Origin of the sequence: uncultured Williamsia sp. (genome assembly GCF_947494875.1) — a bacterium.
Taxonomy (GTDB): Bacteria; Actinomycetota; Actinomycetes; order Mycobacteriales; family Mycobacteriaceae; genus Williamsia_A.
Genome location: NZ_CANLWM010000002.1, coordinates 437,535 through 456,482, shown reverse-complemented (window position 1 = coordinate 456,482; position 18,948 = coordinate 437,535). Strand labels below are relative to the sequence as shown.

Here is an 18,948-nt window from a genome sequence, read left to right as displayed (position 1 = left end):
CCCCCGCCGTTCGTTGGGCGCCCGGAACCGTTCGTTGGGCGGCCGGGACCGTTCGTTGGGCGGCCGGGACCGTTCGTCGGGCACGTGGAGCAACCCGGCGGCGAGAGGGACCGTCGACGAGCTGTGACACCGTGCCGCGGCCACCGCCACCACCCGTCGAGTGGGCGGTGGGAGACGTCGGTTGGGCAGTTGGAACAGTCGACTGGGCGGAAGACCGAAGTCGCCTGTCGCGGCCGCCCACTCGACGCCGCCAAGCGCCCACTCGACGCCGCCGAGCGCCCACTCGACGCCGCCAAGCGCCCACTCGACGTCTCCGGCCGCCCACTCGACGGGTGGCGCTCGGCCGGTGGAGACGGTGCGCTGCCGCTAGACTGCTGCGCGACATCGGGGACGTGATCGGGGGGTCGATCAGATGACGGCAGGGACACCGTTCGGGCTGACCGCGGCGCAGCGGAGCATGTGGGACGCCGAACACCTGCAGGACGACTACTCGGTGACCGTCGCCCACTATCTCGACATCCGTGACACCGATCGCAGCCTCGACCGCGACCTCTTCCGGGTCGGTGTCCGCGAGGGATCCCGACTGCTCGAGACCGCGTACTCGCGGTTCACCGTCGTCGACGGCGAGCCGCGACAGTACGTCGATCTCGATCTGTCGTTCGACGTCGTCGACATCGATCTGCGCGACGAACCCGATCCTCTCGCCGCCGCAGACGCCTGGATGGCCGCGGACCACCAGGGGCTGATGGACGTCACCCGCGACGCCGTCGCGATCTCGGCGTTCATCCGCGTCGCCGACGACCGCACGTATTGGTACCTGCGCGGACACCACATCGCGTTCGACGGGTTCTCTGCCCTCACCTGTCTCCACGAAGGGGTCGACCGCTACAACGCCGCGGTACGCGGCGAGGAGTACGTCGTCGCGCCCCGTGCCACCCTGGCCGAGGTGATCGCCGACGACGAGAAGTACCTCGCCGGCTCCCGTCGGGCGGTCGACGAGCAGCACTGGCGAGCCAAGGTCGCGGATCTGCCGGCGCCCGTGTCCCTCTCGCGTCGGGGGCCGACGCTGCGCTACACCGCCGACCACGTCGTGTGCTCACGGACCATGGATACCGCGCTGCAGGAGCGCACCTCGGCGGTGGCCGCAGACATGAACTCGTCGACGGCCGGGGTGCTCGCCGCCGCGTTCGCCGCCTACCTGTCGAACGCGGGGGGTCGCGACGACGTCGTCCTGACCCTGCCGGTGACAGGTCGGGCGACCGCGAAGATCAAGCGCGCCGGCGGGATGGTGGCGAACATGCTGCCGGTCCGGCTCGACGGCGTCGGTGGCCGCACCCTGACGTCGCTGGTGGAGGCGGTGACCCTCGAACTCACGGGATGTCTGCGCCACCAACGGTTCCCGTTCGCTGACATCGCCCGCGCTGCGGGCATCGACGATCCTCGCGTCACCGCGTTCGGGCCGATCGTCAATCTCGTCTTCTTCGACAAGCCGCTCGCACTCGAAGGCGCCGACGTCAGCTACCAGATCCTGTCCTCGGGGATCCTGCAGGACCTCCGCGTCAACCTCTATCAGGCGGGCGCGGGGCTGCCGATCGTCGTCGACCTGCACGGCAACTCGACGATGTACGGCCGTGAGGAGATCGACGCGCACCTCGAAGCGTTCCTCGCGCTGCTGTCGACGCTCCTCGACATGCCCGACGCCCCGATCGCCGAGGTCGCAGGCGCTCTCGTCAGTCGCTGAGCGCGCTCCGCAGCATGTGCATCGCGACGGTCACCGACCGTTCGCGGACGTCGGCACGCGTCCCCGCCAGGACGAGGCGGCGCGTGATGACGCTCCCTCCGGACCGGGCCAGACCGAAACACACCGTCCCGACCGGCTTCTCGGGTGTCCCACCGCCCGGACCCGCGACACCCGTGGTGGACACCGCGATGTCGGCGCCGAGACGGGACAGCGCGCCGGTCGCCATGGCCGACGCGACCTCCTCGCTGACCGCGCCGTGCTCGGCGATCATCGCGGCGGGCACGTCCAGCAGGCCGGTCTTGGCGGAGTTGTCGTACGACACGACCCCTCCCATGACGTACGCCGACGACCCGGCGCGATCGGTGAGGCGCGCAGCGATCATGCCGCCGGTGCAGGACTCCGCGGTCGCGATGCGGTGCCCGGCCAGGAGCGCCGCCACCTGGTCGTCGACGGTCGAGCCGTCGGTGGAGTAGACGGTGTCGCCGTGGCGCTCGACGACGAGACCGGCGACGGCACGGTAGGCGTCCATCGCGTCCGCGGGGAACCGGGTGACCATCTCCAGCTCGCTCACGCGGAGGCATGTCGTGATCTCGAGGTCGCCGAAGCGCGACACGGTCGACTCCGCGTCGCGCAGGGTCTCCGCCAGTTCCGACTCCGCGGTGCCGAACATCCGGATGGTCTCGGTCTCGAGCTCGATCCGCCCTCGGATCGCCTCGACCGCCGGCTGTGCGTCGACCGCGGCGGGCCACATCGCCTGGAGCTCACGCGGAGGGCCCGGGAGGACCATCACCACCGGGTGGTCCGACCCGGCCGGGACCACCACGCCGGGCGCAGTCCCGGCGGGGGAGACCACGGTCGCGCCACGCGGGACCATCGCCTGCTTGCGGATGGCGGCGCGCACGGACTCGCGGTCGGGGTCGTTGCCGCGCCGGATGCTCCACTCCCGCACGATGTCCCTGATCTGGTCCTCGACCTGCTGATCGTGGTCGACGCCGATCCCGCAGAAGTCGGCGACCGTCGCGACGGTGAGGTCGTCGGCGGTGGGGCCGAGGCCACCACTCGTCACGATGAGGTCGACGCCCTCGTCGGCGAGGAAACGCAGCGCGGAGCGGAGGTCGTCGGGCCGGTCACCGCAGACCGTGATGTGGGCGACGTCGACGCCGAGATCCAGCAACTGCGTCGCGATCCACGGCCCGTTGCGATCCGAGATCTGACCGGTGAGGACCTCGGTCCCCGTGACGACGATGCCCGCGCGCGCACTCACATCGCCGACACTACGCGGGCGGACTCATGCGTCCGAGCCGTACGCAGAGGCCAGGACGGCCTCGCACCGCGGACGTCCGAGATGGCGCGACCAGTCGAGTGGGGTCGCGTCGAACCGGGCGTCGCGGATCGAGGGGTCGGCACCGTGGTCGAGCAGCCACCCGACCAGCTCGACGTCGTCGCGCTCGACGGCAGTGTGCAGCGCGGTCTGCCACGGCGCGACGATGGGCGCGTCGGACCGGCCGAGACCGTCGAGATCGAACCCTGCCTCGACCGCCGCCGCGACGGCCGTGACACCTCGGGTCGCCGCCCAGGCCGTGAACCCCGGATGACGTCGACGCGCCGCGATCAAGGTCGTCAGGTCGGCCGTGCGGACCGTGTCCATCTCACCCGCGAGGATTGCGCCGAGCAGTCGGTCGACCGCGTCGACCTTCGGGTCGGGCGCGCCGAGGGAGCGCAGGTCGTCGGCGATCGCGGCGTGCCCGGACCGGATCGCGACGGCGACCGGTGTTCCCCCGGCTCGGACGGGCCCGGGACCGTCGGGCAGGGGATCGACGACGTCCACGCCGTGCTCGGCCAGGAGCGCGACGCGATCAGCCATCCCGTGGACGATCGCCCACGCCAGCTGCTGACGGACGAGCACACCGGGCGGGGCGATCAGGTCGGGCAGTCGGCGACGCCACGGGCCGCCGTCACCGGTGCCCAGTCCGAACTCGAACAGCAGGCGCAGGTGGGCGTCGTCGGTGCCGAACATCCGGTTGTAGAGCAGCTGGGCGTCCGTCGGTTCGGCGCCGGCGCGCAGCAGCGCGCGGCCGAGCGCATCGCGATGCGCGTGCGGCGACTCGTCGTGCTCGCCCCCTCCGAACAGCCCGGTGAGCACCGTGAAGGGCGTGGCGTGGCCGGCGAAGTGACGCCCCGTGTCCGGGTCGGCTCCGGCGTGCAGCAGTACCTCGACGAGTGCGATCGCCGTCTGCTGCGGCACCGGCCACCGCGCGAAGCCGACGTACATCAGCAGCGGCCATCCGAACGGCCCGCAGGGGTCGTCGGGATGGTGGCCGCGGAGACGTTCACGCACGGCGGGGATGTCGCCAGTGACGGCGGCCACGACGGGGTCGTCCCGTAGCTCGTCATGTGATGCCCAGATCTCCTGCGCCACAGCGAGATCGGGCGGTGTGCCGGTCCATGTCTCGCAGACGACTCGGACGAACCGGTGTGCCGGGGGTTCGTCGTCCGGGGCCGGCTTCGGGATCCACGTGCGTCCGGCGATGGCACGCACGTGCGACTGGAGCCTCGGCCAACTCGCGAAGCCGTGGGCCCGGGCGATGACGCGGTGTGCGTCGGCGAGCCGGAAGTCGCTGTCGGCAGCGGGAATCGACGCCTGCCGGAGTGCGTCGGGTTCGCCCGAGCGCACGCCACGCTGCAGGTCGCGGGCCCGTCGGCGGAGCCAGTCGATGTCGGGTCGTTCGGGAAGGGTCGCCACCGCGATCTCCTCTCGCGTCCCCGTGGTCCGCGTGACGGGGCGAGAAGAGGTGACGAGGGGCCAGGACGTCCATCACCGGTGCAGGTGGGCTCAGCCCTCTCCGCGGACCCGGTGGCGTCCTGCGCGCCGGGGACGAGGATACCCAGAAGCCGCGTCCTCGGCGAGAGCCGTGTGCCCCGACTACTCCGCGCGGTGGAACACCGTGAGGACGGTGAGGGCGAGGATCTTCAGGTCGAGGGCGATCGACCAGTTCTCGATGTAGTAGTTGTCCCACTCGGCACGGTCGGCGATCGACGTCTGGCCACGGAGGCCGTGGACCTGTGCCCAGCCGGTGACCCCCGCCTTCACCCGGTGCCGCTCGCCGTAGCGGCGGATCTGCATGTCGAAGAGCTCCACGAACTCCGGCCGTTCGGGACGCGGCCCGACGAGGCTCATCTCGCCGCGGACGACGTTGATCAGCTGGGGCAGTTCGTCCATCGACGTCGACCGCATGATCTTGCCGACCTTCGTGCGACGGTCCACTCCCTCGACGCCGCCGGGCGCGGCGCCCGCCTTCAGTTCGAACGCCTTGTCCGCCTCGGTCGGCGGACGCATCGACCGGAACTTGAGGCAGCCGAACACCTTCCCGTTCCGCCCGACGCGCTCCTGGGAGAAGAAGATCGGCCCGGGTGAGCTCAGCCGGACGAGGAGCATCAGCGTGAGGAAGATGGGGGAGATCAGGAGCAGTCCGACCGCCCCGGCCATCCGGTCGACGGAGTGCTTGACGGCGAACTGCCAACTGCGGGGGTTGATCCGGGGGAGGATCAGGAGGGGGACACCGCCGAGGTGGTCGATGCGTGCCCGCGCCCCGACGGCGTCGTGCGCGCGGGGCAGGACCCAGGCGCGGATGCCACGCCGGTGCGCAGCGCGGACCACCCGGGCGAGTTGGTCGTCGTCCATGTCCTCGGCGGCGACGACGATCTCCTCGGCCTCGGTCGCCGCGATGGCTTCCTTGATCGTCCTCGGTGGCCCGAGTCGCGGGACATCGGGCGAGAGAGGGTCACCGACGGGTACGTCACCGACCACTTGCAGCGGAGTGGTGGCGAGGATCCCGACCGGACGCAGACCGTACTCCGGCATGTCCTTCATCCGCGCGATGAGCTGGTGCGCGATGGGGCCGTCGCCGACGACGAGCGTCGGGGCGAGGGACCCCCGGCGGACACGCAGGTTGCGCTGGATCACGACGCGGACGAACCGTCCGACGGTGACGAGCACGACCGCGCAGATCCACACCTTGGTCGTGGTGACACCGGTCTGCGACGCCTGCGTGAGGAACGTGACGATGAACCCGAGCGTGAGGACGGCGGCGACGGCCAGCGCCGTCATGACGGGCGCCAGCTCGTCGAGGAAGTTGCGCCGCAACTGTCTGCGGTACATCTGCTGGAGGGCGAAAGTCATCACGACCGTGGGCACGAACAACCACAACGCCCACAGCGGTGGATGCTGATCCTGTGTGGCGTCGGCCCAGATCGACCCGATCGCCACGGCCGCCGAGGCGGCCACGACGTCGACGACGACGGTGACGATCGAATGACCGGGATCCCGCCGGATCCGACGGAGGAGGGCCGAGTCCGTCTCCTCGCCCCGTACGGGAGTCGAGGTCGGAGACGGCGCGGGGGCGGTCTGCAGGGCCATCGCAGCCAGCTCAGATCTCTGATCCGATCATGAATGCAGTTTAGTGAAGACCCCGATTAGATTTTGCGAATTCGGGTCAATCAGACCAGCGCGTCGTCGCCGAAGATGCGTTCGCGGACGATGGTCGCGAGGTCCTCGAGGATCTGGACGTGGCCGGTGGTCCACTGTCTCGGCTTCCCGTCCCAGGCACACAGGGTTCCGATCGTGTGGCCCTGTGAGTCGGTCAGCGGGATGCCCGCATAGGCGACGACGGTGCCGTCGGCGACGATCGGGTGGTCCGAGAGCGTGGGGTGGAGCCGCGCGTCCTCGATGATCAGCGGTGTCCCGGCGGAGACCGCGTGCTGGCACAGCGAGCGGTCGAGCGAGACGGTGCGTGTCTCGGCGAGTTCACCGGACAGGCCCGCGGCGCTGCAGAACCACTGCTTCTCGTCGGACACCAGCGAGACGCCGGCGCTCGGCACGTCCAATGCGTCCACCGCCATCTGGGCGATGCGGTCGTACGTGGCACCCGGCTGGGTGTCCATCAGCCCGGTCTCGAACAGCACGCGGAGACGGTCGGGATCCACGATCACCGGGTCGATCACACCGGGCGGCAGTGTCACCGCGTCCGTTCCCGCCGGCGCGGCGTCGTCCTGGTGCGCTGCGTCGCCCGCCAGCCCCGTGCGGCGCAGCGCGGTGATGGCCGCAGTGAGGTCGGGGTCGTCGGACCCGACGAGGTCCGCGGCGAGGCGCGATGCCACCGCGCGTCCGATGTAGACGTCGACGTCCTCGCCGGTGGACCGTGCGGCGCGCGTGAGGACCGCGGAGACCAGCGGGTCGACCGCGGGGGATGTGCCGGGCATGCGGTTCACGATAGCGAATCACCACTGGTGTTCGGGCACATGTGTCACAGGTTCGGACACGAGTTCGGAGCCCGACGTCCGGCCGCGCGGTCGTCGACCCAGTCCTGCGGGATCGGGCCGAGATCAAGCGTCCCGTGCGGCTGTCCCTGCACCACACGGAGGTCGACGGTGTCCCCGGCGCGGCAGGCGCGTCGGACCGCGTCGACGGTCCACCGCGGGTCGATGAGGGTGTCGTCGGTGCCGTACGCGACGAACATCGGTGCGGTCGCGCTCGTGGACGGGAGCGGCACGGCGAACTGGCCGAGCTGGTCGCGGAGGCGGTCGGCGGCGGCCTGTGACGACGGCCGGAAATCCGATGCCGGTGCCGCGGTGGCGATCTCGACCTTCGCCGCCTCCTGGTCGCCGGTGCAGGAGAGGAACACCGAGCGCGCCGACAACATCGACCCGCGGAGGAAATCCTGCATCCGGAAGCCGGGGAACGCCGCGCTGACGCCCTCGAGCACGACGGGGAGAGCGACCCGCTGCGCGATGCTGAGCGTGCCCTGCTGCATCTTGTCGACGAGCCCGCGTAGGTCCGCCGAGGGGGAGATGCTCAGCGACCCGAGCAGGCGCAACCCGCCGCCGTAGCTGCCGGCGAGGTCGTTGGCGGCCCACGAGGCCTGCCCACCCTGCGAGACGCCGTAGGCGATCCAGTCGGAGGAGGTGCGCGCGACCACCCGTCTCGCGGCCCGCACGCCGTCGATCATGGTGTGGGCACCGCTGTACGGCTCGAGGAACGGGTGCGGACGCGAGGTGGTGGTCGCGGTGCCGTCGCCGGTGTCGGCGAGGGTGCCGGCGTCGTCGACGGTGACGGGGTCCTCGGTGAACACGACGACGTATCCCGCGGCGAGGAAGTAGGCCACGGATCCGAGGCTGCCGAGCAGTCCCGGATACGAGGTCGGGGCGCAGTCGCTCGACGCGCCGGTGTTCGGATGAGCGACGGCGGCGACGCGGTAGCCGCCGCGCGGCGGGTCGTCGCGGGGGACGAAGACGACGCCGTTGGCCGTGCGTGGGGACCCGTCCCGGGCCGTGGTGGTGTAGCGGATCGCGGTGATGTCGCGGGTGACGTCGTCGAGGGCCGGGTAGCCGTCGTCACGCGCCGGTGTCCCGACCAGAGTCCCGGGTTCCGCCGAGGTCGACGGCGCCGCGACGTCGGCGGGCGTGCTCGTCGCGCATCCGACGAGCGCGACCGCGGTCAGCAGGAGGGCCCAGGTCGACAGGATGCCTCGGAGACCCCGGTGCAGGCCGTGACGCCCGGTCTCGACGTCGACTGCGGTCATCGGGGCATGCTGGATCGCTCGCGCCTCACTGGCTCGCCGCCTCCAGGACCGCGACCGGATCGCGACAGATGTCGGCCAGCGCGGAATGCACTGCGCGCGCGTCGATCACATCGGAGTGGAAGGTCGCCGAGAGCGTGCGGGCGCCACCGACCTCGCTGACGAGCAGGGTGAGCGCCTCGGGGCCGTCGGGGTCGATGCCGGCGCCGAGTTGGGGCGGCGAGTCCGTGCCGGGCGACACGACCCCGTCGTACAGGGGCAGTCGGCCGATGTCGCTGACCGACAGCCGCACATGCGGTGAGGTACGTACGGCAGGAACGGGTTTCACGGACTGGGTCGGCGCCCCGCGGCGAAGGCGCGCTCGTGTGGCGTTGATCCCCAGAACGGCCAGCGGCCATGCCGACTCGGTGGCGGCGCGTACCCGGTGTCGGACCGAGGCCGGGGTGACGGGCTCGGGCATCCGGATGGGCAGGGCGATCGCGAGGTTGCCCATCCCGGCGTCACCGCGCCGCAGGTATCGACGGCAGTCGACGAGGACCTGCACCACGTCGTCGGAGGCGATGCCGGCGCGGCACAGGGCGGCCACCCAGATGGCGACGGTCGACGAGGCGTCGGATGCGCCCTCCATCGTCGAGATGCGTTCGCGCAGCGCGGCGACGCCGTCGGGCGGGACGGTCGCCGACACGGTCCGCACCCGACTGCTGTCGACGGAGGCGGGTTCGGCGAAGGTCTCGGTCCGGGCGTTGTCGGCGCGCAGCCGTCGGACCTCGGCGAGTCGGCGGGGGTGGCGCAGGATCTGGTCGGCGAGGGCGCGCCGCACCGACCCCGCGGGAGCGTCGTGTGCGAGCGCCGCGTGTACGGCGGGCGGGGCGGAGTCGAGCAGGACCGCCTGCAGCGCCGGCGCCAGACGGCCGTCCCCGAGTCCGTGTGAGTGGTCGACGACGAGGTGGTCGTCGCAGACCGCCACGCGCAGCGGGATCGGGTCGAGCGCTCGCACGTGGGTGGCGATGACCCCCAACCGTGCGCCGGGTGTGTCGGGGAGGTCGTCGGGCGTCGCGGGTACCTCGATGTCCTCCACGAGCAGGGCGTCGGTCCGTCGCGTCCACGTGCCGTCGGCCGAGAACGGGTCGAGGCGGAGCCGCGGGACCTCGGCGGCGATGGACCGCAGGCGGACGGTCAGCAGGTCGCGGTCGAGGCCCGGCACGGGCCCGAAGACGGCAATGTTCCGCGAATGGGCGAGCGCGCGGTCGAGTGCGCTGGGTCGGTGCGCACCGATCTCGTCGTCGGAGCGGAAGGCGCGACGGTCAGAGCGCGGCATCGACGACCTCGCGCATCTGCCGCCGGAACTCGGCGCGCGAGAACCGTTGTGACCACTCTCGGATGGCGTGCCGGTCGAACGCCGACGGGTCGAAGTCGCGCATCGCCGCGGCGAAGCGATCGGTGATCTCGTCGTCGGTGCCGGGTTCCACCAGCAGGCCGGTCTCGCCGGGACGGACGGAGTCCAGCGCGCCACCCTCGCCGAGCGCGATGACCGGGGTGCCCGTGGCCATCGACTCGACCGGCACGATGCCGAAGTCCTCGATGCCCGGCATCAGCAGGGCGCGTGTCCGTCGGTGCAGGTCGAGGAGCTGGTCGTGGGGGACACGCCCCAGGAACGTCGTCCTCGGGCCGGCGATCGCACGGCAGGCCTCCATCGCGCGACCGTCTCCGGCGACGATCAGTGGGACGTCGGCCTGTGCCGCGGCGCGGATGGCGAGGTCGGGCCGTTTGTAGGGGACGAGCCGTCCGGCCAGCAGGAAGAAGTCCTCGCGGTCGACCGAGTCGTCGGGCGTGAAGCCTGCGGTGTCGACGGGCGGGTGCACGACGACGGCGTCGCGGCCCCACCAGTTCCGGATTCGTTCGGCGACGGCCGACGAGTTCGCGACGACGGTGTGCAGTCGCGGTGCGGCGGACACCTCGCAGCGTCGGGCGACCGCGGACAGGCCGGCCAGGATCCCCGCCCCGAGCGCGCCGCCGCCCTCGCCGGCGCGCAGGCTCGCGTCCCACGCCCACCGGGCCGGGCTGTGGACGTAGGCGATCACCGGTGCATCCGTCGCGAACACGACCTGGGTCGCGAACGCGTGATGGCTTGTCACCACCACCTCGGGGTCGCCCCCCGGACCGCGAAGATCCATGTGCCGGAACGCCAGCGGCATGAACGGCAGCGTCGGTGCGTAGGAGCGATTCCCGAGTGCGCGGTAGAGGCCGTTGAGCCAGGTCGTCTGCGGGGGGTGCGGGAGGTCGCGGGGGATGCCCTGCTCACGGACGATCGGGGCGTGCACGCTCCCGTCGGGCCATTCGAGGGCCAATTGCTCGACGACATGCTCGGATCCGGCGATCTCGGTGAGGCGTTCGTGGACGACGGCCACCCGACGGGCGGCGCCGCGGTTGTCGTGATCAGTGGTCACGTGCGCTTCCCCTTCGTCCCCCGGCGGGTCCGGCCTCCCCGCCGGGTCTGCAGGACGAGGTAGCGGGCCGCCCCGAGGTCGACGAGCTGCGCGAGGGTCGCCGCGGTGGCGGCGCGGTCGCGCCCGGTCACGGTGATCACGACGACCGCGGCGACGAGATCGCCGAGATCGACGTCACGCCACCACTCGTCGGCCACCGCGCCTCGCTCGACGCGCTGCCCCCATTCCTCGGTGGAGCCGCCCGGCACGACGACGTCGACGACGTCCACCGACTCGCCGGTGAGGATGACCGCCGACCGCCCGCGTCGATGACGGTGTGCCAGTTCGCCGTAGAGCAGCTTCGACGCGTCGTAGGGTCCGGGCCCGACGACGACCAGTCGCGCTCCGTGCTCGTGCGCGATGCGCCGCGCCCAGATCCGGTTGTTGCGTGTGCCGAGGCGCCCGCGCGCCAGCACGAGCAGTTCGGCGGCGACGATCACGGCGATGATCCCGGCGACCAGCGCCGTCGACACCGGTTTCGGTGACACCGGTGACGACGACGCCTCGGGGACCGAGAGCACCGTCAACTGGTTCCCGCCGGCGCCCGCGATCTGGTCGCGCTGGGCGCGGAGTTCGGCGAGCCGGGCGTCGGACTGGGTGCGGGCGTCGCTGTTCGCGGCGAGTCGCCCGTTGCGGGCCTGCTCGAACGCGATCGAGGCGTCGATCTGGTCGACCCGACGGGCGACGTCCCGGGCGGCGTTCGCCTCGTTGGCCTGCGCGACGGCCGCGACCATCGCCCGGGCGACCTGCTGGGCGGTGCGGGGGTCGTCGGCCGTGGCGGTGAACGTCAACAGCGATGGAGCCGTGCCGGGGGTGAGGGTGACATGGCTGCTCAGTTCGCTGGTGCTCCACCCGGTCGACACCTGGGTCAGGACCTGCGCCAGCACGCCGTCGTCGGTGGCCAGCTCCTGGAACGGGGCGCGGAGCTGCTCGACGAACGCGTCACCGGCGACGATCTCACCCGACGTGGTGACCTGTGTGACGACCGACGCGGAGTACTGCTTGGTCTGCGCGGAGAGGTAGGCGAACACCGCGCCGCCCACGATCACGCCGATGATCAGCGCGGGAAGCAGCATGCGCGCCAGGTCCCGGAAGTGTCCGGCGAGGTCGATGGGTGGGGGAGCGTCGCGATGGGACGTCGCGGCATCGACGGTCACCGGGGGCTCCTTCGCACGCGACGACTTGAGTATTGCGAACTTGGACTTTGCCGATCATAACTAGTTTCGATCGCGGGATCGGGTGAACCCGACACGCGTCGGCCGATGAGTTCTGTGGTCGACGACGGTCGAAGTGGTGGACAGCCCGCGACCGAGGAGAGCGTCATGACCGCCGAGTACACCGTCGACCTGTTCACGACCCTGGACGGGTTCGCCGCCCCGAAAGCCGGTACGTGGGGCGGCTACTGGGGGAAGGAGAGCGACGCCTGGCTCGAGCATCGGCGACGGCAGTTCCATGTCGACCAGCACATGGTGTTCGGCGCGGACACCTACCGACTCTTCCGTCACTTCCAGGACATCGGCATCGAGCCGGACCCGTGGGTCGCTCGGATGCTCGGATCGCCGATGACCGTGGTGTCCTCGACCCTGCAGCCGCCGCTCGACTGGCCTGACGCGACTGTCGCGAGTGGCGACGCCATCGAGGTCGTGAGACGGCTCAAGACCGAGACGGACCTGCCGCTGCGGTCGCACGGGAGCGTGTCGCTGAATCGCGCGCTGATGGCGGCCGGGGTCGTCGACCGCCTGTTGCTGACCGTTTTCCCCGTCATCACCGGGACGAACGGCGACGACCCGATCCACCGCGACGGCCCCGACTTCGACCTGGAACTGATCAGCAGCACATCCTTCGACGGCGGCATCGTCGAACTCGCCTACCGCCCGACGCTCCACACGTGAATCCGTAGTGCTTTTTCCCGCTCAGCGGGAAGAATCGCCACGGATTCGGTCGACCGTGCGGTCAGGTGTAGGCCGCCATCACCTGATAGGCGGGCTTCGGCGAGAAGTCGCGGTTGAGCAGACCGAAGTTCTGTTCGGGGTCGGTGGGATCGCCTCCGGCGTCGCGGATGCTGTAGACGTAGGCCGGTCCCAGCCAGGACGTCCCCTTCGCGGCGTCGAGGACGATGCGCACCGTGTCGGCTTGGGTCTGCGGTGTCACCGACACCGACGACGTCCCGGTCGGCGCGCCGAACTCGGTCATCCAGATGCGCTTCGCCCCGTCGCCGCGATTGACCATGATGTCGTGCATCGGCCACATCTGTTGCGCCGCACTGAAGGACCGCGTCGATGGGTCGTTCGGCAGATAGGGGTACGTGTACGGGTGCATCCCGACGGCGTCGAAGCTGCCACGGGCGCCGGCGTCGTACATCCCGGCGAGGAACGTCAGCGGCGCGATGTCCCGACCGTTGTCGGTGGCCGGTGCCATCCCCGCCGAGATGACCCCGAGCGACGAACTGACCCCCTTCACCGCGGAGTACCCGGCCTTGAGGAGCTGCGTGTAGTACGCGGCGTCCGTCGCCGGCTTGAAGAAGTTCAGGGTGTTCGGTTCGTTCCAGATCTCCCACGCCGACACCGTCGACCGGTACCGCAGTGCCGCGGTCCGCACGAACTGCCCGTACCGGGCCGGGTCCTTCGGCCGGAAATGGCTGTCGGTCGCGTTGTCGGCCGGGTTCGTCGCCCACCTCGGGCTGAAGCCGATCAGCCCCAGCGGGCACATCCCCGCGCTCGCGACCGCGGCCATCGCACGGTCCGTCGACGCCCAGTTGAAGACGCCCGGGCTGGTCTCGATCGCCGACCAGTCGACGTCGATGCGCACGGTGCGGATGCCGGCCTTCTTCGCGGCGTCGACCTCGGCGGTCTGATCGGAGTTCGACAGGTAGAGGAACCCTGCGCCCGGTGATGTGCCTTTCACGACGCCGCCGCCAATGAGGCCGGGGGCGGGGAAACACGACGCGGTCGCCGTCGGGACCGCGGCGGCCCACGGCAGGCCGACGGTCGCGCCGATGAGCAGCGTCATCGCGACGACGACCAGCGCGCGTGCGCTCCGGCGCGCTCCGAACAGGCGTGTCCGCATCGAACTCCTTCGCGACACCGATCGCGGCAGGAGGGTGTGTCTGTCCCCCTAGGTCAGCAGCGCGGTCAGCATGGCGGGCAACGTCCGCGACAGGTCGTGGTCGTCGGCCACCCGCTGTCGCGCTGCGGCGACCATCCTCGCACGCGCGTCCTCGTCGGACAGGACCTGTCGGATGCCGTCGGCGAGCGCCCCGGGGTCACCGGGAGGCACGAGCACCCCGGCGCCACCGGCGAGGAATTCTGTCGTGCCGCCGTGGTCCGTCCCGACGACCGGCTTGCCGTAGGACATCGCCTCCAGCACCGAGAGGGGGCCGGCCTCCGGCTCGACGCTCGCCGACACCACGACGTCCCAGCGCGCCAGCGCTGTCCGCAGATCGGTGTGACCGAGGAACCGGACTCGGCCGTCGAGGTCGATCGCGGCGGCGCGGGCATGGAGTTCCGCGACGTGATCGACGTCGCCGGGGAACGATCCGCCCGCGAACTCGACCTCGATGTCGGGGAGGTGCGCGGCCGCCTCCAGCAGGACCTTGTGGCCTTTCCACGGCGTGAGCAGCGCGAGCATCCCGACGACAGGCGGGGAGTGCAGATCGGACGACAGCTGCTCGACCGGCCAGCGGACGCCGTTGTGTGCGACCACGACCGGCACACCCATCGCCCGCAGGGGCGCCGCCGTCGCCGACGACACCGCGACCGCCCGCCGGATCCTCGACTTCGCCGCGCGGACCACGGCCCGTTGACGTCCGGACACCGCGGTGTCGTGGACGAGCCAGGAGACACCGTCGTCACCGGCAGCCCAGCGCATCGCGGGCAGGGCGTAGAGAGAGTTCACGACGGTCGCCGTTCCCGGCGCCGTCACGTGGGGTCGCAGGACGCGCCCCACCGCGCGCCAGCGCGCCACCAGTCGCGCACCGCCGAGCAGGCGGGCGGCCCCGCTCTCGCCGGTCAGCCCGAGGTGACCGATCTCGATGTGGTCGACGCCCGCCGGTAGACGGTCGACCAGTGGGCCCGCCGCGCAGGCGACCGCCACGCCGAGGCCGTCGCCGACGGCGTGGTGGACCAGGTCGAGCATGACCTTCTCCGCGCCCGACACCTGCCCGGAGTGGGCGACGAACAGCACCCGGTCCACGGGCCCACGTTCCGTCGTCATGTGCTGCTCACCTGCACCTTCGTGTGTCGACCGGGGATGCGTGCGGACGCTCGGAGCAGGGGCAGGGCCACCGCGGCCACGATCACGGCGGCCACCACCGACACGATCGGCCACGGCACCCACCGGGTGAGGACCGTCCCACCGACGCAGACCGCCGCGCAGACGACGGCGAGTCCGACCAGGGTGCCCAGCGGCAGCAACCCGATGATCGGCACGGTCCGGATGATCACGGCCCACAGCACCACGACCACCGCGCCGAGCGTCGCGACCGTGGCGATCGCCGCGCCGTCGTAGGACAGGCGCGGGATCAGCACGAGGTTCAGCACGATGTTGAGCGCCAGGCCGCCGAGTGCGACGAGGGGATAACTGCGGGCTCGCCCGGCGGACGCGAGGAGGTAGATGCCCAACACGATCAACGCAGTCAACGCCGCCCCGAGGACCAGCAGGCGGGCCGCGAACGCCCCCACCACGAACCGGTCGCCGTAGAGCAGACCGATCACCTGCGGCGCCGACGGCCAGAACGCCGCGACCGCCAGGGCTCCGCCGGTGCCGAGTGCGGCGGCCGCTGTGCGGCACTTCTGTCGGAACACCCCCGGTTCGTCGGGCCAGGCGGCCACCAGCAGCGTCGCGATGGGTCCGGCGGCGGCGAGGACGAAGGTGTCGAGGATGTCGGAGAACTTGTAGCCGATGCCGTAGATGCCGACCGCGTCGAAGGTGTCGAGGACGGACAGCAGCAGCATGTCGACCTTCTGCAGCGCGATCGTCAGCGCGAACCCGATGGCGAGTGGCGCCGCGTCGAGGAGCATCGACCGCCACCGCGCGATCTCGATGCGCCGTGATGGTCGCAGCCCGCCGTCGCGGCTCAGGATGCCGACGGTCTTCGTCGACAGCGCGAGCACCTCGTTCAGCACCGGGGCGAGCACGAAGATCAGCAGGTACGGCGCGACGATCGCGGCGGCGATGGTGATCGCGAGTTGCAGTGCCTGGCCGAGACTCTCGGCGATCGCCGACAACACGAGGCGATGGCGGCTCTGGTAGACGACGGTCAACGCGTGACCCGGTGTCGCGAACACGATCACCAGTCCGGCGAGGGCGGTCGCACGGATGACGTCGCCGGGATACTGCAGGATCACGACGTAGGCGAGCGCGATGACGTAGCCGCCCAGGCCCAGCAGCAGGCGCAGCGCGATGAACGCCGACGACGTCCGCGCGACCTCCTCGGGGTCGTCGACGATGAGTTGCGCCATCACCGCCCGACCCACGCCGAGGTCGGTGAAGATCGCCATGAGGCCCAGGAGCGCGAACACGAACGTGTAGTGGCCCCACGCCTCGGGCGACAGGATCCGCGCGATGATGACGCTGCCGGCCCAGCCGAGCGCGGCGATGACAAGCCTGCTCGCGAGCATCGCCGCCGTCGCGCGTGCGGCCGCGCGACCGTCGGACGCCTGTGCCGCGGCCTCGCCGGGACGTACCGCGGCGGGGTCGATCTCGGCGATCCGGGGATCCGGTGGTGGGGGAGCCGCCTGGGCCACCGACTCCAGACTCACGGCGGGGTCCGGCCGGTCACGGGGCGATCCCCTCGCGCCGATAGACGTCGACGGTGGCGCGCGCAGTCCGCTCCCAGGTGATCGGCTCCATGGTCGCGATCGCCGCCCGGGCCAGCTCGTCGCGTGCCGAGTGATCCCGCACGAGAGGCTCCATCGCGGCGACCCAGTCGTCGACGTCGTCGGCGGCAACCAACCGGGCACCGTCGCCGACGACCTCGGGCAGGGCGCCCACCGCGCTGGCGACGACCGCCCCGCCGCACGCCATCGCCTCCACCGGCGGCAGCCCGTACCCCTCGTAGTGGGACGCATAGGCGGTCACGGTTGCGGCGGCGTACAGCGCGGGCAGGTCCTCGACGTCGACGTAGCCCAGCCCGATCGCCGACGCGGGCGCGTCGGGACCCGTCGATCCGCCGCCGGCCAGGACGCAGGGGATCCCCAGCCGATCCGCCGCCGCGGCGACCAGCGCGACGTTCTTCCGTGGCTCCACGGTGCCGACCTGCAGCACGAACTTCTCAGGGAGGTGGTGGGCGACGCGGACGCGCTCGATGTCGGCCTCCGACGGGGGCGTCGCCCACACCGCGGGCGCGAGCTCGACCACGTGGGCGTCGCGGCCGGTGATGGCCTTGATGCGATCGGCGGTGAAGCGCGACACCGCGATCAACACGTCGGCCTTGCGGAGCGACCGTCGGACCAGGACGTTCTCGCCGGCGGCCCGAAACCGGCTGGAGGCCGACGGCATGTCGATCACCGACAGGTCGTGCACGGTCGCGACCGTCGTCGCCGGTCCGGTGAGCGGGAGGTCGACGTCGAGGCCGTGGAACACCGATGCCCGCAACGGCGCTGCGCCGTAGACCGCGCGCCGCGCCCCGTCGGCGACCGGTCGCGTGATGGCGTGCATCCCCGCCGGCAGGTCCGCGACGGCATCGGCCTGGACCAGGGCGGTGGTCGGTGCCGGGGCCAGCAGCTCGGGCATGTACCTCAGGAGCTCGCGGATGTATGTCTGGACACCGCTGCCGCCGGGTCGGAGTGCGAGCGCACCGAACGTGAATCCTGCTGTGCCGTAGCGCATCCCACCACTCCCAGGAGAAGCCAGAAATGAACATCCATCGGAAAGATCTCGAAGTAGGTCGCCACCAGGCTCGCCACCATCGCCGCGACGATCGACGCGCTCACGCCCAGTGACAACGCGCTGTCGCGGCCGTGGAGAGTCCGTGATGACCGCACACACCAGACGAGCGCGGTGACGATCAGGGCCAGGAACACCCACAGTCCGATCGGTCCGAGCTCGAGCAGCGTCTTGATGTAGTAGTTGTCGGGCTGGTAGTTCGCCGACCCCGACTGGATGGTGCCGCCCGCGCCCGCGGACACCGTCGTCGTCGACTGCCCCTGTGCGGTCGAGATACGGTCCGCCGCAGCGCCGCTCGACCCCAGTCCCCGCCCCAGCGGGTGCACCAGGATGCTGGAGATGATGTCGCTCCACCCCGCACCGCGCTGCCCCAGGCTGCTGGAGGAGAAGAACACCGACGTCGCCGACTTCGGCAGCAGCGGGAACGCGGCCATCGCGACGACGGCGATCGTCACCAGGGGTGCGATGAGGTACCGGAACCGCAGGGCGGCCAGCCAGATCACGCCGACGACGAGCCCGATGATCGCGGCGCGCACGACGGAGGTCGCCATCACCACGGCCATGATCGGCCACAGCCAGAGGAACACCCGGTTGCGGCGTCGACGCGGTTCGGCCAGTGCCACAGCGCCGCCGACGAGCAACGCCACCATCACGTACAGGCCGAAGCCGAACGGTTGGTTGAAGGTGCTGAAGGTGCGAAAGAGGGGGCCGCTGGTGCGCACCTGTTTGCCGAACTCGTAGCCGAGCTTGACCAGTTCCCCCGGACCGACGATCTGCTGCGCGATGCCGACGAGGCTCACGAGGATGCACATCCCCATGAGGATCGACATCAGGTGGTCGCGGTCGCGACCGTCGAACGGTGCGAACCACAGGATCAGCAGGACGAAGATCATGTAGAAGAACGTCACCTTCGCCCCGACGAGGCCGAAGGGCCCGTAGGTGACGACCGCGGAGACGAGACCGAAGGCCACGAACACGACGATCGCCGGCCAGTAGGGGATGTGGACGGGCGGCCACGACCGTCGCCGGGCGCGTTGGCCGAACGCGCAGACCAGCGTCAGCGCGACGAGGCCCTCTTTCCAGGCCGCCGCGACGTGCGGCACCGGCGCGATGTCGAGCAGACCGTGCAACGGGGTGAACGCGGCGAGCAGCAGCAACCCGCGCTGCGGACGGATCCAGATGAACCGGATCGCGGCGACCGCCACGACGAGGACGACGACACCGAGCGCACCCTCGACGAGGACCTGCACGATTCACCGCC

Annotated in this window: 15 protein-coding genes; 2 read left to right on the top strand and 13 right to left on the bottom strand. The window is 71.1% G+C overall.

Features of this window, described 5'->3' with window-relative positions; genetic code table 11:
* The first annotated feature begins 412 nt into the window (after nucleotides 1-412).
* Complete coding sequence (locus Q1A98_RS07605; protein WP_299571580.1) at nucleotides 413-1,741, top strand: condensation domain-containing protein; 1,329 nt, start codon at nucleotides 413-415, stop codon at nucleotides 1,739-1,741.
* On the opposite strand, the gene Q1A98_RS07600 is transcribed toward Q1A98_RS07605, so the two are convergent.
* From Q1A98_RS07600 to Q1A98_RS07565, 8 genes are all read right to left on the bottom strand, one after another.
* Nucleotides 1,731-3,005 (bottom strand): competence/damage-inducible protein A, encoded by a 1,275-nt coding sequence (locus Q1A98_RS07600; protein WP_299571578.1) that lies wholly within the window; start codon nucleotides 3,003-3,005, stop codon nucleotides 1,731-1,733. The two genes, Q1A98_RS07605 and Q1A98_RS07600, sit on opposite strands and share 11 nt — an antisense overlap.
* A gap of 24 nt (nucleotides 3,006-3,029) precedes the next feature.
* Nucleotides 3,030-4,484, bottom strand: coding sequence for an ankyrin repeat domain-containing protein (locus Q1A98_RS07595; protein WP_299571575.1), 1,455 nt, complete (start codon nucleotides 4,482-4,484; stop codon nucleotides 3,030-3,032).
* Between the two features lie 180 nt (nucleotides 4,485-4,664).
* Nucleotides 4,665-6,158, bottom strand: coding sequence for a sugar transferase (locus Q1A98_RS07590; protein WP_299571573.1), 1,494 nt, complete (start codon nucleotides 6,156-6,158; stop codon nucleotides 4,665-4,667).
* An 80-nt stretch (nucleotides 6,159-6,238) separates the two neighbouring features.
* The gene (locus Q1A98_RS07585) at nucleotides 6,239-7,000 is read right to left on the bottom strand and encodes a GAF domain-containing protein (protein WP_299571570.1); all 762 of its coding nucleotides are present in this window, start codon (nucleotides 6,998-7,000) and stop codon (nucleotides 6,239-6,241) included.
* Between the two features lie 44 nt (nucleotides 7,001-7,044).
* Nucleotides 7,045-8,319 (bottom strand): lipase family protein, encoded by a 1,275-nt coding sequence (locus Q1A98_RS07580; protein WP_299571568.1) that lies wholly within the window; start codon nucleotides 8,317-8,319, stop codon nucleotides 7,045-7,047.
* A 25-nt stretch (nucleotides 8,320-8,344) separates the two neighbouring features.
* On the bottom strand, nucleotides 8,345-9,634 hold the full coding sequence (locus Q1A98_RS07575) for a hypothetical protein (protein ID WP_299571565.1): 1,290 nt from the start codon (nucleotides 9,632-9,634) through the stop codon (nucleotides 8,345-8,347).
* Nucleotides 9,621-10,763: a glycosyltransferase gene (locus Q1A98_RS07570; RefSeq protein WP_299571563.1), complete on the bottom strand. Its 1,143-nt coding sequence runs from the start codon at nucleotides 10,761-10,763 to the stop codon at nucleotides 9,621-9,623. The genes Q1A98_RS07575 and Q1A98_RS07570 overlap by 14 nt, the downstream gene beginning before the upstream one ends.
* Entirely contained in the window at nucleotides 10,760-11,959 is a 1,200-nt protein-coding gene (locus Q1A98_RS07565) for a hypothetical protein (RefSeq protein ID WP_299571561.1), read from the bottom strand. The genes Q1A98_RS07570 and Q1A98_RS07565 overlap by 4 nt, the downstream gene beginning before the upstream one ends.
* 165 nt (nucleotides 11,960-12,124) lie before the next feature.
* On the opposite strand from Q1A98_RS07565, the gene Q1A98_RS07560 reads away from it, so the two are divergent.
* A complete protein-coding gene (locus Q1A98_RS07560) occupies nucleotides 12,125-12,694 on the top strand; it encodes a dihydrofolate reductase family protein (RefSeq protein WP_299571559.1) in 570 nt (189 codons plus the stop codon).
* Nucleotides 12,695-12,755: 61 nt separating this feature from the next.
* On the opposite strand, the gene Q1A98_RS07555 is transcribed toward Q1A98_RS07560, so the two are convergent.
* From Q1A98_RS07555 to Q1A98_RS07535, 5 genes are read right to left on the bottom strand one after another with little or no spacing between them, the layout of a single operon-like run.
* Entirely contained in the window at nucleotides 12,756-13,868 is a 1,113-nt protein-coding gene (locus Q1A98_RS07555) for a beta-xylosidase (RefSeq protein WP_299571556.1), read from the bottom strand.
* Between the two features lie 48 nt (nucleotides 13,869-13,916).
* Nucleotides 13,917-15,014, bottom strand: a complete 1,098-nt coding sequence (locus Q1A98_RS07550; RefSeq protein ID WP_299571553.1) for a glycosyltransferase family 4 protein — start codon at nucleotides 15,012-15,014, stop codon at nucleotides 13,917-13,919.
* The gene (locus Q1A98_RS07545) at nucleotides 15,011-16,561 is read right to left on the bottom strand and encodes an oligosaccharide flippase family protein (RefSeq protein ID WP_299571551.1); all 1,551 of its coding nucleotides are present in this window, start codon (nucleotides 16,559-16,561) and stop codon (nucleotides 15,011-15,013) included. The genes Q1A98_RS07550 and Q1A98_RS07545 overlap by 4 nt, the downstream gene beginning before the upstream one ends.
* Before the next feature lie 16 nt (nucleotides 16,562-16,577).
* Entirely contained in the window at nucleotides 16,578-17,534 is a 957-nt protein-coding gene (locus Q1A98_RS07540; RefSeq protein ID WP_299571548.1) for a glycosyltransferase family 1 protein, read from the bottom strand.
* A gap of 5 nt (nucleotides 17,535-17,539) precedes the next feature.
* The gene (locus Q1A98_RS07535) at nucleotides 17,540-18,937 is read right to left on the bottom strand and encodes an O-antigen ligase family protein (RefSeq protein ID WP_299571545.1); all 1,398 of its coding nucleotides are present in this window, start codon (nucleotides 18,935-18,937) and stop codon (nucleotides 17,540-17,542) included.
* Between the last annotated feature and the right edge of the window lie 11 nt (nucleotides 18,938-18,948).

What these genes read in the sequence shown, in the direction of transcription:
- Q1A98_RS07605 (WP_299571580.1), top strand. Translation starts at nt 413, where the DNA reads ATGACGGCAGGGACACCGTTCGGGCTGACCGCGGCGCAGCGGAGCATG.
- Q1A98_RS07590 (WP_299571573.1), bottom strand. Translation starts at nt 6,158, where the DNA reads ATGGCCCTGCAGACCGCCCCCGCGCCGTCTCCGACCTCGACTCCCGTA.
- Q1A98_RS07585 (WP_299571570.1), bottom strand. Translation starts at nt 7,000, where the DNA reads ATGCCCGGCACATCCCCCGCGGTCGACCCGCTGGTCTCCGCGGTCCTC.
- Q1A98_RS07580 (WP_299571568.1), bottom strand. Translation starts at nt 8,319, where the DNA reads ATGACCGCAGTCGACGTCGAGACCGGGCGTCACGGCCTGCACCGGGGT.
- Q1A98_RS07575 (WP_299571565.1), bottom strand. Translation starts at nt 9,634, where the DNA reads ATGCCGCGCTCTGACCGTCGCGCCTTCCGCTCCGACGACGAGATCGGT.
- Q1A98_RS07560 (WP_299571559.1), top strand. Translation starts at nt 12,125, where the DNA reads ATGACCGCCGAGTACACCGTCGACCTGTTCACGACCCTGGACGGGTTC.
- Q1A98_RS07555 (WP_299571556.1), bottom strand. Translation starts at nt 13,868, where the DNA reads ATGCGGACACGCCTGTTCGGAGCGCGCCGGAGCGCACGCGCGCTGGTC.
- Q1A98_RS07550 (WP_299571553.1), bottom strand. Translation starts at nt 15,014, where the DNA reads ATGACGACGGAACGTGGGCCCGTGGACCGGGTGCTGTTCGTCGCCCAC.
- Q1A98_RS07540 (WP_299571548.1), bottom strand. Translation starts at nt 17,534, where the DNA reads ATGCCCGAGCTGCTGGCCCCGGCACCGACCACCGCCCTGGTCCAGGCC.